The 12,741-nt window shown below is 70.2% G+C and carries 12 protein-coding genes and 2 tRNA genes; 6 read left to right on the forward strand and 8 right to left on the reverse strand.

All coding sequences use genetic code 11. The annotated features are described in order from the left end of the window. Window positions 1-5 precede the first annotated feature (5 nt). Window positions 6-1,370, forward strand: coding sequence for an aminopeptidase P family protein (locus tag K8U61_RS04380; RefSeq protein ID WP_224121744.1), 1,365 nt, complete (start codon window positions 6-8; stop codon window positions 1,368-1,370). Between the two features lie 7 nt (window positions 1,371-1,377). On the opposite strand, the gene K8U61_RS04385 is transcribed toward K8U61_RS04380, so the two are convergent. Together K8U61_RS04385 and K8U61_RS04390 are read right to left on the reverse strand one after the other, a co-directional pair. Beyond that, window positions 1,378-1,698 carry a transglycosylase family protein gene (locus K8U61_RS04385; RefSeq protein ID WP_224121745.1) on the reverse strand — a complete coding sequence of 107 codons (321 nt, stop codon included), beginning with the start codon at window positions 1,696-1,698 and terminating at the stop codon, window positions 1,378-1,380. Between the two features lie 169 nt (window positions 1,699-1,867). After that, a complete protein-coding gene (locus K8U61_RS04390) occupies window positions 1,868-3,016 on the reverse strand; it encodes an acyltransferase family protein (RefSeq protein WP_224121746.1) in 1,149 nt (382 codons plus the stop codon). A 195-nt stretch (window positions 3,017-3,211) separates the two neighbouring features. On the opposite strand from K8U61_RS04390, the gene K8U61_RS04395 reads away from it, so the two are divergent. Together K8U61_RS04395 and K8U61_RS04400 are read left to right on the forward strand one after the other, a co-directional pair. Next, window positions 3,212-3,285: transfer RNA gene (locus K8U61_RS04395), tRNA-Arg, on the forward strand. A 379-nt stretch (window positions 3,286-3,664) separates the two neighbouring features. Then, on the forward strand, window positions 3,665-5,692 hold the full coding sequence (locus tag K8U61_RS04400) for an ATP-binding protein (RefSeq protein WP_224121747.1): 2,028 nt from the start codon (window positions 3,665-3,667) through the stop codon (window positions 5,690-5,692). A 92-nt stretch (window positions 5,693-5,784) separates the two neighbouring features. On the opposite strand, the gene K8U61_RS04405 is transcribed toward K8U61_RS04400, so the two are convergent. The 4 genes from K8U61_RS04405 to K8U61_RS04420 all read right to left on the reverse strand — a co-directional run bounded on the left by K8U61_RS04405 (window position 5,785) and on the right by K8U61_RS04420 (window position 8,893). Next, the gene (locus tag K8U61_RS04405) at window positions 5,785-6,438 is read right to left on the reverse strand and encodes a response regulator transcription factor (protein ID WP_224121748.1); all 654 of its coding nucleotides are present in this window, start codon (window positions 6,436-6,438) and stop codon (window positions 5,785-5,787) included. 167 nt (window positions 6,439-6,605) lie between these two features. Beyond that, window positions 6,606-7,649, reverse strand: a complete 1,044-nt coding sequence (locus K8U61_RS04410) for an adenosine deaminase (RefSeq protein WP_224121749.1) — start codon at window positions 7,647-7,649, stop codon at window positions 6,606-6,608. Window positions 7,650-7,676: 27 nt separating this feature from the next. Then, window positions 7,677-8,423 (reverse strand): DsbA family protein, encoded by a 747-nt coding sequence (locus K8U61_RS04415; RefSeq protein ID WP_224121750.1) that lies wholly within the window; start codon window positions 8,421-8,423, stop codon window positions 7,677-7,679. Next, window positions 8,423-8,893, reverse strand: coding sequence for a MauE/DoxX family redox-associated membrane protein (locus K8U61_RS04420; protein ID WP_224121751.1), 471 nt, complete (start codon window positions 8,891-8,893; stop codon window positions 8,423-8,425). The genes K8U61_RS04415 and K8U61_RS04420 overlap by 1 nt, the downstream gene beginning before the upstream one ends. Window positions 8,894-8,972: 79 nt before the next feature. Here K8U61_RS04420 and orn point away from each other — a divergent pair, with 79 nt between their 5' ends. The 3 genes from orn to K8U61_RS04435 all read left to right on the forward strand — a co-directional run bounded on the left by orn (window position 8,973) and on the right by K8U61_RS04435 (window position 11,241). Beyond that, a complete protein-coding gene (gene orn / locus K8U61_RS04425; RefSeq protein ID WP_224121752.1) occupies window positions 8,973-9,626 on the forward strand; it encodes an oligoribonuclease in 654 nt (217 codons plus the stop codon). A 39-nt stretch (window positions 9,627-9,665) separates the two neighbouring features. Further along, window positions 9,666-9,741: transfer RNA gene (locus K8U61_RS04430), tRNA-His, on the forward strand. Between the two features lie 141 nt (window positions 9,742-9,882). Then, window positions 9,883-11,241 (forward strand): helix-turn-helix domain-containing protein, encoded by a 1,359-nt coding sequence (locus K8U61_RS04435; RefSeq protein ID WP_224121753.1) that lies wholly within the window; start codon window positions 9,883-9,885, stop codon window positions 11,239-11,241. Between the two features lie 15 nt (window positions 11,242-11,256). On the opposite strand, the gene K8U61_RS04440 is transcribed toward K8U61_RS04435, so the two are convergent. Together K8U61_RS04440 and K8U61_RS04445 are read right to left on the reverse strand one after the other, a co-directional pair. After that, complete coding sequence (locus K8U61_RS04440) at window positions 11,257-11,394, reverse strand: hypothetical protein (protein WP_224121754.1); 138 nt, start codon at window positions 11,392-11,394, stop codon at window positions 11,257-11,259. Between the two features lie 312 nt (window positions 11,395-11,706). Continuing rightward, window positions 11,707-12,726, reverse strand: coding sequence for an LLM class flavin-dependent oxidoreductase (locus K8U61_RS04445; RefSeq protein WP_224121755.1), 1,020 nt, complete (start codon window positions 12,724-12,726; stop codon window positions 11,707-11,709). Window positions 12,727-12,741 lie beyond the last annotated feature (15 nt).

The following is a 12,741-nucleotide window of genomic DNA, read 5'->3' on the forward strand; positions in this document are numbered from 1 at the left end:
GAGCGGTGAACGAGCAGCAGAGCGCCGACCCCAAGACCGAGAGCCACGACCCCGCCGTCCCGGAGGCCTACGCCGCGTTCATGCGCGAGGGCTGGGGCGAGCGCGAGCTCGACCTCCCGGTCCAGGACGTCGCCGGACCGGCCGCCGAGCGCCGGGCCCGCCTCGCCGCGGCGTTCCCGGGCGAGCGGCTCGTGCTCCCGGCCGGCACCTACAAGGTGCGCGCCTACGACACCGACTACCGCTTCCGTCCCGACACCGCCCACACCTACTTCTCCGGCAACCAGACCAGCGACGCCGTGCTGGTCGTCGAGGACGGCGAGTCCGTCCTCTACGCGCGGCCGCGGTCCTCGCGGGAGACCGACGAGTTCTTCCGCGACCGGCAGTACGGCGAGCTGTGGGCCGGCCGGCGCCCGTCACTGAAGGAGATGTCGGACTCCCTCGGCATCGAGGTCTGCCACGTCGACGACCTCCCGACCTTCGGTGACGACCGCAAGACCCGCGACCTCACCACCGACGCCGACCTCGCGCGCGTCGCCTCCGAGCTGCGGCTCGTGAAGGACGACTGGGAGGTCGCGCAGCTGCAGGAGGCCTGCGACATCACCACGCTCGGCTTCGAGGACGTCGTGCGCGAGTGGGACCGCTGCATCGAAATGGGCGAGCGCTGGGTCGAGGGCACCTTCTTCCGCCGGGCGCGGGCGATGGGCAACGACATCGGCTACGACTCGATCGTCGGCGGCGGCAAGCACGCCACCACGCTGCACTGGATCGAGAACTCCGGCCCGATCACGCCGGGCGAGCTCGTGCTGCTCGACATGGGTGTCGAGCAGCGCTCGCTCTACACCGCCGACGTGACCCGCACGCTGCCCGTCGACGGCACCTTCACCGACCTGCAGCGCCGCCTCTACGACCTCGTCCATGCCGCCCAGGAGGCCGGCATCGCCGCGGTCCGCCCGGGCCAGCCCTTCCGGGCCGCCCACCACGCCGCGATGGAGGTGCTCGCCCACGGGCTGGCGGACCTCGACCTGCTGCCGGTCTCCGTCGAGGAGGCCCTCGACCCGGACAGCCGCGTCTACGCACGCTGGACCCTCCACGGCACCAGCCACATGCTCGGCATGGACGTCCACGACTGCGGCATGGCCGCACCGGCGACGTACGCCGAGGGCACGCTGGCCGAGGGCATGGTGCTGACCGTGGAGCCGGGCCTCTACTTCCAGGAGGACGACCTGCTCGTCCCCGAGGAGCTGCGCGGCATCGGCATCCGGATCGAGGACGACATCCTCGTCACGGCCGACGAGCCGCTGAACCTCTCCGCCGCCCTCCCCCGCACCTCGACCGAGGTCGAGGAGTGGATGGGCCGGCTGCGCGGCTAAGCCACCTCTAGGCACAGCTCGGCCAGGCGCCCCAGCCCTGGCCGTTCTGGATCCGCTCGGCGACGCGGATCTGCTGCGCCTTGGTCGCGCGGTGCGGGTAGGCCGCGAACCGTCGCCCGCCGTACCCGTTCCAGGTGCGCTTGCTGATCTGCAGGCCGCCGAAGTAGCCGTTGCCGGTGTTGATGTGCCAGCGACCGCCGGACTCGCACTGGGCGATCCGGTTCCAGGTGCGGGCCGAGGCCGCGTCGGCGGAGGTGGCGGTGCCGACGACCGGGGTGATGGTGGCCGCCGCCAAGGCGGCCGTGGTCAGGAGCGTGCGCATGCGCATGGTTGATCTCCTCGAACGCCTGCGGGGTCGGAGGCCGCGGATGTGCGGCGCCACCGCTCCTGCCTCGGATCACATCGCGGGACTCCCGGTCGGGCAGGACGCGGCGGACCGGGGCCGCCCCGGGGTCACCCGGGGCGGATCGACCGTAGGCAGGTCCCCGGGCCGGAACTCAAGTCGAGGACGGCCGGGCCCCGCCCGGGTTGTGGTCGAGACCACGCAGCAGCGAGCGCCGCAGGCGTGGCCCGAACGGCCGCTCCACCCATCGGTGCACCGCCCACGCCAGGGTCGTGGTGGCACCGATCGCCACGGCGAGGACGACCCACTTGTCGACGTAGGGGTGCAGGGTCTTGATGATCCACAGCCCGTAGACCTGGTGGACGAGGTAGAGCGGGTAGGTGAGCAGCCCGGCCGTGCTCAGCCAGCGCCACTGCAGGTGCTGCAGCCGCGTCGTCGAGGCGAGGGCGACCAGCCCGAACGACCCGAGCAGCACCAGCGAGATGACCCACGGGTCCGGCGCGGCACCGGTGTGCTCCGTCGTGGCCGACATGTCCCCGGTGACGGTGGTGATGCACAGCGCGAGCTCGAACGCGATCCCCAGCACCAGCAGCGGCGACCAGCCCTCCCGGTGCACGAGGTAGAGGAGCATGCCCGCCGCGAAGAACGGCGCGCCGTACGCGTCGAGGAGCACGCTGAACGCCGTGTCGTCGTACTGGCTGAAGACGGCGCCGACGACCGGCCAGATCAGGGCGACGGCGATGACCCGGTCACGGGTGATCCCCCACATGAGGAAGAGACCGATCAGCAGGTAGAACCGCAGCTCCACCCAGAGCGTCCAGTAGACGCTGTCGACGTCGGTGGTGCCGAAGGCGCCCTGCACCATCGTCAGGTTCGTGACGGTGTCGAGCGGGTTGAAGACGCGCAGGTAGGCGCCGGCGGCGACGAGGAGGGTCGCGGTGAGCAGGACACCGGCCCAGTACGCCGGGAACAGGCGGCTCGCGCGGCTCGCGACGAACTGCGGGATCGACCGCCCCCAGGCGCTCATCAGGATGACGAAGCCGGACAGGAAGAAGAACAGCTGCACGCCGAGGTTGCCGTAGCGCGTGGCGTCGAAGAGGCGCGGGAACTGCCCGCCGGGCTCGAGGCCCCAGAAGGACGAGTGGATCGCGGTGAAGTGGTAGAGCACGACACCGGCGGCGGCCACGAAGCGGAGCCCGTCAAGGAGGGCCAGGCGACCGGCCCGCGGCCGCGCCGGTGTCGCAGTGGGTGCGGGTGGCGTCGAGCGGTCGGTACGGACGGGTGCCTCGATCGTCGTCTGCATCCGTTCGGACGCTACCGACGGAACCCAAGAACCACCTGAACGGGTGAGGGTGCCCTCGCTGTGCGCCGGGCACTGACCCCTCAGGAGGCGGCGGGCCCCGGCACTCCACTCACGCAGCGCAGCGACGGAACCCGCCGTCTCCGTCCACGTCCGGCGACCGGCATGCGGCATACTGACCGCGGCTCACAGCCGCCCGCCTCCGTAGCTCAGCTGGATAGAGCAGCGGCCTTCTAATCCGCCGGTCACAGGTTCGAGTCCTGTCGGGGGCGCTCACCACGATGCATGGATTCCACTGACCGGTGACGTGCGGGCCGTGGGCAGTCGCGTGGTGACACGTCTTCGGTCGACGGGTGGCGTCTCTGCAGCATCGCGGGTTTCGCCCGCGCGGGTGAGACGCCGATAACCCACGACGGTCATGCTGACTGCGGCCACGAGGCGTTGCCGCCGCCGTCACACTGGCCAGCCCTCAGATGACCGAGATCGCAGCCGATGCGAAGGGTGCACTACGGTGACCCGTTCCTCGAGCATCGGGGGCGCGAGCGAGGCTCGGGCAGCAGCTCACACCCAGTTCAACCTCAGATGACACGTCGACCGACCGGGGGTCCACCTTTGAGTCCCCGACGAGTCGCCGGCTTCGTCGGCCTCCTCGTGCTCCTGCTGCTGAGCGCAGGCGCACCGGCGCTCGACACCGCCTCAGGATGGGATGCGACGTCCTATGCCGGGTGGCCCGGAGTGGGTATCTCGGCGTGCTTGTTCGTCCGTGGCGGTGGTGCGTGGCGGTGGTGGAACTTCGCCATCCAGAGCCTGGCGCTGGGTCTGGTTCTCGGGGCTACGTACGACGTTCCCTGGTGGCAGGGAAGCGTGGCCTCCCTCGCGGTGACGGTGCCGGGCTCGTTGTCGGCCCATTGGGTTCGACCCGGCTCCGTCGCGCTGCGTCGATTCAACGAAGGCGAGGTCGACGCCTACCACGGGACGACCGCGCTCGCAGGGCTCGTGTGCGGCGTGCTGAGCGCCATGGCCGCCGCTGGAGCCGGACGTGGAGGGGTCGACCAGGTCGTGCTGACGGGCGTGGTCTCGTTCTTCGCGGCCACGACGGCGCAGCTGGTGCTGCTCCCGTTCGTCCTCCGGCGGGCCGGCGGGTGGTTCACAGCGGGCAACAGCGTTGAGCTCGCAGCGCAGCGCACCATGCTGTTGCTCTTCACCGCGGGGATCTTCGCTCCTCACGCGATGCTCCCGGTGACCTTCCTGCTCTTCCCGGTGCTGGGTTGGGCGGCGATCCGCGCGAAAGCTCCTGAGACCCACCTGCAGGTCTTGGTGGTCTCGGTGTCCGCATTCGTAGCCGCGCTCGCCGAACGCGGGCCGCTCGCGCTGGAGAGCATCTCTCACCACGATCAGTTCGCTCCCCTGCTCGTGTACATGTTCATGGCGTCGGTCTGCTACCTGCTGGTCCCGCTGGCGTTGACCGTGGAGCGACTGACGTCGGTGACTCGGCAGGCGACCAGGGCTGCCACGACCGTGCAACGGATGCTGGACTCAGCGACGGGCACCGTGTTCATCGCCACCGATCTCGACGGCCTGGTGACTCACTGCAACCCTGGGGCGGAGGCCGCGATCGGGGTGAGGGCGGCCGATCTCATCGGACGCTTCACCTTCTCGCTCCACGCGGAGGAAGAGGTCCGTCGACAGGCTGCCGCGCTTGGCGTCGACGGCAACGATCACCGGGGGCGGTACGAGGCCGCGGTCTCGGCTCAGATGGCTGCCGGGCTCAGGCGAGACTGGGAGTTCATCCGCGGCGACGGCGCACGGCGGGTCATCTCGCTCAATCTCAGTCGCCTGACCGAGCCCGGCGGCAGACCACTGGGCTACATCGCCAGCGGTGAGGACATCACCGAGCGCGTCAGGGCGCAGCAGGCACTGGAGCAGGCCTACAGACGGGAGCGGGCCGCGGCCGAGGCGTTCCGATCCGCCGACGAGATGAAGCAGGAGCTGGTGTCCATCGTCAGCCACGAGCTCCGCACCCCGATCACGAACATCAATGGCTACGCCGAGTTGTTACGGGACGGGGACATGGGCAGGCTCTCCGACTCCCAGGCGATGGCCGTGGCGAGGATCTCGCGCAACGGCACGCGCCTCCATGGGCTCGTGGACGACCTGCTGACCCTGTCGCGGGCCGAGGCAGGTGGGCTTGCGATCGACGTGAGGCCGGTCGATCTCAACGATGTCGCCTTGGCGGCGCACGACATGGTGACCACGCAGCTGGCCAACCGCAACCTGGTCGTCCGGGTGAGACTCGCGCCCTATCCGGTGGTGGTGCACGGCGACCAAGGACTGCTCGAACGCGCCGTCGCCAACCTGTGGAGCAACGCCATCAAGTTCACGCCCGACGGAGGAACGATCGATCTCGGCGTCGGCATGGAGCGGGGACCTTCGTCGCGCAGTCTCCGGTTCATCACCGTGCAGGACAGTGGGATGGGAATCCCCCCGGCCGAGCACGAGGACGTCTTCACCCGGTTCTACCGCACCGCAGCCGCGGGCGAACATGCGGTCCAGGGATCCGGCCTGGGTCTCAGCATCGTGAAGACGATCGTCGAGCAGCACGCTGGAACGATCGTGCTCGACTCGGCTCCGTCCTCGGGGACCACCATGCAGATCCGCCTTCCCGCCCCGAGCTCCTAGTGCTGCGGGTGGAAAGTATCTGGATGGTGGGTGTCGTCAGGGTGCGTGCACCTGCGTGGTCGTCGCGTCCGTGGTCGTTCAGGCGCCACCGCTCAGCGGGTCGTGTCGATCACGCGGAGCCGGTCCGGCTCGAAGCCGTTCTTCATCCCCCAGGCGACGGCCTGCGAGCGCCGGCCGACGTCGATCTTGCGGTACGCCGTCCGGATGTAGGTCTTGACCGAGTTGATCGACAGGTAGGTCCGCTCGGCGATCTCCTGGTTGCTCAGCCCCTGGGTGATCAGGGCGACCACCTCCGCCTCGCGAGCGGTCAGGCCGTGCTCGCGTCCGGGCCAGTCTCCGCTCGCCCCGGCCCCGACCTCGGTCGTGGACTCGGGCGGCGTCACCGTCTCGCCCCGGTGGACGGCCTCGATGCCGGCGACGATCTGGTCGGCAGCGAGCCCCTTCGACAGGTAGCCGCGCGCGCCGCGGTCGATCGCCTTGCGCACGAGCGCAGGCTGGGTGTTCCAGCTGAAGATGACCACCCGGGCATCGCTGCCGCGCACCAGGTCCTCCAGGTCGACGCCGTCACCCTGGATCTGGCCGAAGGTGTCGTAGAGGATCACATCGACGTCGCTGATGACCGGGAGGCCCGAGTCGAGCTCGATGATCCCGATCCGGTCGTGGTGGGGCGCGAGCATGGCGGCGACGCCGGCGACCACGAGCTCGTAGTCGTTGACGATCGCCACGCGGATCGGCGTGGAACCCATGGAACAACCCTAGTCCGCGGCGCGCCGTCGGTGACCGCAATGCACGTGATCGGTGCGATCGGGTCGACACGCGCGTCAATGCCGGGTTTCCGGACTCGCGCGGGTTAGAAAGGACTCGGCCCCGCTTGGTATGAGCTCGCGGGGCTCATTTCATTTCGGAGCCGGGCTCAGTCGACGGCAGCAGCGGCGTACGCGTCGATCTCGCCGAGCACCCGCGCCTTCACGTCCTCCTCGGCGAAGGACACGCGCACGGCGGTCCGCGCGAGCTCGGCGACGCCGGCCTCGTCGAGGCCCAGCAGGTCGGCGGCGATCTCGTACTCGCGGTTGAGCGTGGTGCCGAACATCGGCGGGTCGTCGGAGTTGACCGTGATCGTCACGCCGGCCTCGCGGAACGCGATGATCGGGTGCTCGTCCAGGGTGGCGACCGCCCGGGTCGCGATGTTGGACGACGGGCACACCTCGAGCGGTACGCCGGCGGCGGCGAGGTGCGCGAGGAGCTCGGGGTCCTGCGCGGAGGAGGTGCCGTGGCCGATCCGCTCGGCGCCGAGCAGCCGGACCGCGTCCCACACCGTCTGCGGGCCGGTCGTCTCGCCGGCGTGCGGGACGCTGTGCAGACCCGCCGCACGCGCGGCGTCGAAGTGCGGCTGGAACTGCGGCCGCGGGACGCCGATCTCCGGCCCGCCCAGCCCGAAGCCGACCAGCGCGTCGGTGCGGTGGTGCAGCGCGTAGTCGAGGGTGGCGTCGGCGGCCGGGAGACCGGACTCACCCGGGATGTCGTAGATCCAGCGCAGCACCAAGCCGAAGTCGCGCTCGACGGCGACCCGGGCGTCCTCGATGGCCTCCGTGTAGGCCTCGATCGGCATGCCCAGGTCGGCGGCGTCCGGGCGCACCGAGGTGTACGGCGTGCAGGTGAGCTCGGCGTACCGCAGGCCCTGCTCGGTCGCCATCTCCCGCCCGATCTCGTGGGTGAGGTAACGGATGTCCTCCGGGGTCCGGATCAGCCCGACGACGGCGAGGTACACCTCGACGAAGTGCGCGAAGTCGCGGAACTCGAAGAAGCGACGCAGCTCGTCGGGGTCGCTGGGCACCGTGCCCGGGTGGCGCTCGGCCAGCTCGGAGACGATCCGCGGCGACGCGGACCCGACGTGGTGGACGTGGAGCTCGGCCTTGGGGAGGTGGGCGATGAACGTGGAGAGGGACTCGTTCGGCACCCGCCGATCCTGCAGACCGGGATCGCGCTACTGCAACTCGGCGATGAGGTTCTTCGCGAGGTCGTCGACCGTGGTGCCGTCCTGGAAGACCTTGCCGTTGAGCAGGATGGTCGGCGTGCTCTGCACGCCGGCCGAGCCCGCGGCCTTGGTCGCCTTCGTGACCCAGTCGGTGCCCTCGTCGCCCTCGATCGCGTCGCGGACGTCGGACTCCTTCGCGCCCGCCTGGACGGCCAGGTCGGCGAGGTCCGAGCTGGTCGGGAACGACGAGCTGGACTCGCTGGGCTGGTTCTCGTAGAGCAGGTCGTGGAACTTCTTGGCGATCTCCGAGCCCGACTTGTCCAGGACGATCGAGAAGGCGCCCGCGGAGCGCACCGAGTAGCTCGACGGGTCCCCCTGGCCGAGCAGGTCGAAGGGGCGGTACTCGACCTGGACCTTGCCGTCGGCCGCCAGCTGAGCGAGGTCGTCGCGCGAGGCCTTCTCGAGCTCGCCGCAGTAGGGGCAGAGGAAGTCCTCGTAGATCACGACCTTGTTCGGGGCGTCGTCGGGACCGATGGCCACGCCGTACTGGCTGCTGGAGCTCGCAGCGTCGGCGTTGACGTCGGTGGTGTCGTCGAGGCCACGCGAGATCAGGAAGCCGGCGAGCACGATGACGACGAGGGCGATGACGACGCCGCCGACCATCAGGTTGCGGCGGCGGGCCTCCTGCCGGCGGCGCTCCTCGAGCGCAGCTGCAGCCCTGGCGGCGCGGTCCTCGGCACGGTTCTTCTTCGACATCAGCTTCCTTCGGGGACGGTACGGCGGAACATCAGCGAGTCCAGCGAGAGTCTGCTCGTCGGCAGCCAGGCCAGGTAGAGGGAGCCGACCAGCAGGGCGGCGTCGCGGGCGATCTCCCAGGGGTACTTCGACGCGGCGTCGGGGTCGTAGCCGCCCCCGCCGAAGCACCCGCAGTCGATGGTGATCCCGCGCGCCCACGCGGAGGAGATGCCGACGATGAACGCGACGAAGAGGATCGCCGAGAGCACCGCCGCTCCACGGGTCAGCAGACCCACCACGAGGCACAGGCCGACGACGAGCTCGACGACCGGCAGGAGCTGCCCCACGGTCGGCACGATCGAGGACGGCAGCAGCTGGTAGGCACGGACGGCCGCGACGCTCTGGGCAGGGTCGGGCAGCTTGACGACCGCTGCCGCGATCCAGACGCCCCCGACGACCAGGCGCACGACCAGGCCGATCCACTCCTTCACGCCCCCGACCCTAGAGGGGGCGCCTGAGCCGGAACTGAGAGTCGGAGGTCCCGGCCTTCCCCGACTAAGGTGCTGTCCCGTGAACGACAGACTGGTCTGGATCGACTGCGAGATGACGGGACTCGATCTCGGAGCCGATGCGCTCATCGAGGTCGCGGCCCTGGTGACCGACTTCGAGCTCAACGTGCTGGGCCAGGGCGTCGACCTGGTCATCAAGCCCTCCGCGGAGTCGCTGGACCAGATGAACGACTTCGTCCGCGACATGCACGAGAAGTCCGGCCTGCTGCGCGAGCTCGACTTCGGGATCACGCTCGACGAGGCCGAGGAGCGGGTGCTCGCCTACATCAAGGAGCACTGCCCCGACGGCAGTCGTCCCCCGCTGGCCGGCAACACCGTCGCCACGGACCGGGCCTTCCTGGCCCGGGACATGCCCCACCTCGAGTCCTTCCTCCACTACCGGATCGTCGACGTCTCCTCGATCAAGGAGCTCTCGCGGCGCTGGTTCCCACGGGCCTACTTCCAGGCGCCGGCGAAGCGGGGCAACCACCGGGCGCTCGCGGACATCCAGGAGAGCATCGAGGAGCTGCGCTACTACCGCGAGGCGGTGTTCGTGCCGTCGCCCGGACCGGAGAGCGACGTCGCGCGGGCGATCGCGCACCGGCACGGCGGGGCGCTGACCGGACTGTCCGACGACGTACCGGCCGCCGAGCCCGATTCCACGAACGGCGAGTAGTTCCCCTAGAATCTCCGACGGTCCTCCGGGACCGCCTTGGTGGGTATAGCTCAGCTGGTAGAGCGCTGCGTTGTGGTCGCAGATGTCGCGGGTTCGAGTCCCGTTACTCACCCCAGTCAGAGAGGGCCGTCGGCCTCGCGAGGGCGAGGTCGGCGGCCCTTTCTCATGCCCGTTCCGACTGCCTTGTCATTTTCTTGCGACACCCGTGCACCAAAGAATGTGACCACAAGCTGTCAATTTCAGTCACAATGGGCGAATGCAGGAAGCACTGATCGACCTCAGCCGCACCATCGACCTCGCCACCCTGGGCGACCGGGTCCGCGCCGCACGCCTGCGCGCCGGCCTCACCCAGGCCCAGGTCGCGGCCGACACGATGTCCGTCGGCTACATCTCTCGGATCGAGAGCGGCAGCCGCCGCCCTGACCCCACGCTCCTCGAGACGATCGCCGAGCGCCTCGGCGTGACCGTCGACGAGCTGCTCGTCGGAGTCTCCCCCGACCGGATGCTGGAGCTGCGGGTGATGCTCGACCACGCCGAGCTCGCCCTGGGCACCGGCTCCCCCCAGGCGGCGCTCGAGCCGCTGGCCCGGATCCTCTCCGACCCGCAGACCGAGTCGGTGCCGGACCTGCGCCGCCGCGCCAGCTACCTGCAGGCCAGCGCGCTCGAGGGCACCGGCGACCTCGAGGCGGCGATCATGCTCCTCGAGGACCTGGCCGAGAGCGGCCAGCAGGACCTCCAGTGGCTGACCGGCCTGACCACGCTGTGCCGCTGCTACCGGATCTCCGGGGAGCTCGGCCGGGCGATCGAGATCGGCAACCGGGGCATCCGCTTCATCCAGGAGCACGGCCTGGAGGGCCTCGACGAGGCGATCCGGCACACCCTGAGCATGTCGTCGGCCTACTTCGAGCAGGGCGACACCGGGTACGCCGCGCGGCTGTGTCGGCGCGCCATCGAGCGCGCCGAGGAGACGGCGTCGCCGATCGCCCGGGCCTCGGCGTACTGGAACCTCTCGGTGATGGAGTCCGAGCGCGGCAACGCCGAGCTCGCCCTGCCGATGACCGAGCGTGCGCTCCGGATCCTGGAGTCGACCGAGGAGTCGCAGAACATCCCGCGGCTGCGCTCGCAGCTGGGCATGATCCAGCTCCGCACCGACCCGCCGACGCCGGAGGACGCTCTCGAGATCCTCACCCGCGCCGGCCACGAGCTCGCGTTCACGGGCGCCGCCCCCACGGAGGTGGCGATCAACCGGCTCGGTCAGGCGCGGGCGCGCTTCCTCATGGGCGAGCTGCCCCAGGCACGCATCCTGGCCGACGAGACCGTCGAGGAGACGCGCAACAGTGCCCCGGTGCTCGCCGCCGAGGGGCTGGCCCTGCTCGGGCAGGTCGCTGCCCTGGACGAGGGCGCGCCGACGGCACGCACGTACTTCCACGAGGCCGTCCTGCTCCTGAGCGGAGTCGGCGCGGACCAAGCGGTGGCCCAGCTGTGGTTCGAGCTAGCGGGACTGCTCGAGGGCGTGGGTGACATGGAGGCGGCTCTGGACGCCTACCGGCGAGCGGGTGCCTCGACGGGCCTGGTCAGGCCCGTTGCGGTTCCCCAGCGCGACTACGTGCGCTGAGCAACGAGTGGTGGTTCAGCAGCACCAGTGGTTGCCGCCGGCGGTGGTGACCTTGCTGGAGTCGGCGGCGGAGGCGGGCGAGACCGCCTGAGTGACGCCCAGGAGCGACAGCGCGACGACGGCGGCGACGGCGACCTTCTTGACTGCGTTCATGACACGTTCCCCTTGTCTGTTGTGATCCCACATCGAGCGTGTGTGACAAATTGTGGTCACATCTTGTCAAGTTATGTGCGAGAATGGGAACAGATCCGCGCACGAGATAGTGGTCCCGGCACCCCAGGTGTCCCCCCACACCCCATCCGCCGGGCCACTTCTCGGGCGTGCGCGGCCTATCAACACCGCCTCCGCCGGGCCCTTCGGGACCCGGCGGAGTCATGTCCGGACCGGTCGTGACCGGTCCGGCATGTGGGACGGTGGCGGCGTCAGATGCCGGTCAACCGGCTGTCAGTCCGCAGTCAAGAGCGGTCAGCGCCACCCGAGGGCGGGCGCGAGGTCGCGCAGGACACTCTCGAGGACGTGCGCGTTGTAGTCGACGCCGAGCTGGTTGGGCACGGTGAGCAGCAGCGTGTCGGCGGCCGCGATCGCCTCGTCCTCGGCGAGGTCCTTGACCAGCTGGTCGGGCTCCCCGGCGTAGGACTTGCCGAAGCGGGCCAGCCCGCCGTCGAGGTGACCGACCTGGTCCTCGCTGCGTGACTCGTGGCCGAAGTAGGCACGGTCCATGTCGTTGACGATCGGGAAGATGCTGCGGCTGACCGACACCCGCGGCTCACGGTCGTGGCCGGCGGCCGTCCAGGCCTCGCGGAACCGCTGGATCTGCTCGGCCTGCAGCTGGTGGAAGGGCACGCCGGTGTCCTCGGTGAGCAGGGTCGAGCTCATCAGGTTCAGACCCTGCTCGGCGGTCCACTCGGCGGTCGCCCGGGAGCCAGCGCCCCACCAGATCCGGTCCCGCAGGCCGGGTGACTGCGGCTCGAGCGGCAGCAGTCCGGGCGGGTTCGGGAACATCGGACGCGGGTTGGGCTGGGCGAAGCCACGCCCGTCGATGACGTCGAGGAAGACGCGGAGGTGGTCGCGGGCCATGTCGGCGTGGTCGGCACCCTCCCCCGGCACGTAGCCGAAGTAGCGGAAGCCGTCGATCACCTGCTCCGGTGACCCACGGCTCACGCCGAGCTGGAGCCGGCCGCCGGCGATCAGGTCCGCCGCCCCGGCGTCCTCGGCCATGTAGAGGGGGTTCTCGTAGCGCATGTCGATCACGCCGGTGCCGATCTCGATCCGGCTGGTCCGGGCGCCGATGGCCGCGAGCAGCGGGAACGGGGCCGCCAGCTGACGGGCGAAGTGGTGCACGCGGAAGTAGGCGCCGTCCGCGCCGAGCTCCTCGGCGGCGACGGCGAGGTCGATGGACTGGAGCAGGGCGTCGGACGCGGACCGGGTCTGCGACTGCGGCGAGGGCGTCCAGTGCCCGAACGAGAGAAAGCCGATGTTCTTCACGTCGTCACAACGCTT

Source organism: Nocardioides mangrovi, from assembly GCF_020073815.1.
GTDB classification, from domain to species: Bacteria; Actinomycetota; Actinomycetes; order Propionibacteriales; family Nocardioidaceae; genus Nocardioides; species Nocardioides mangrovi.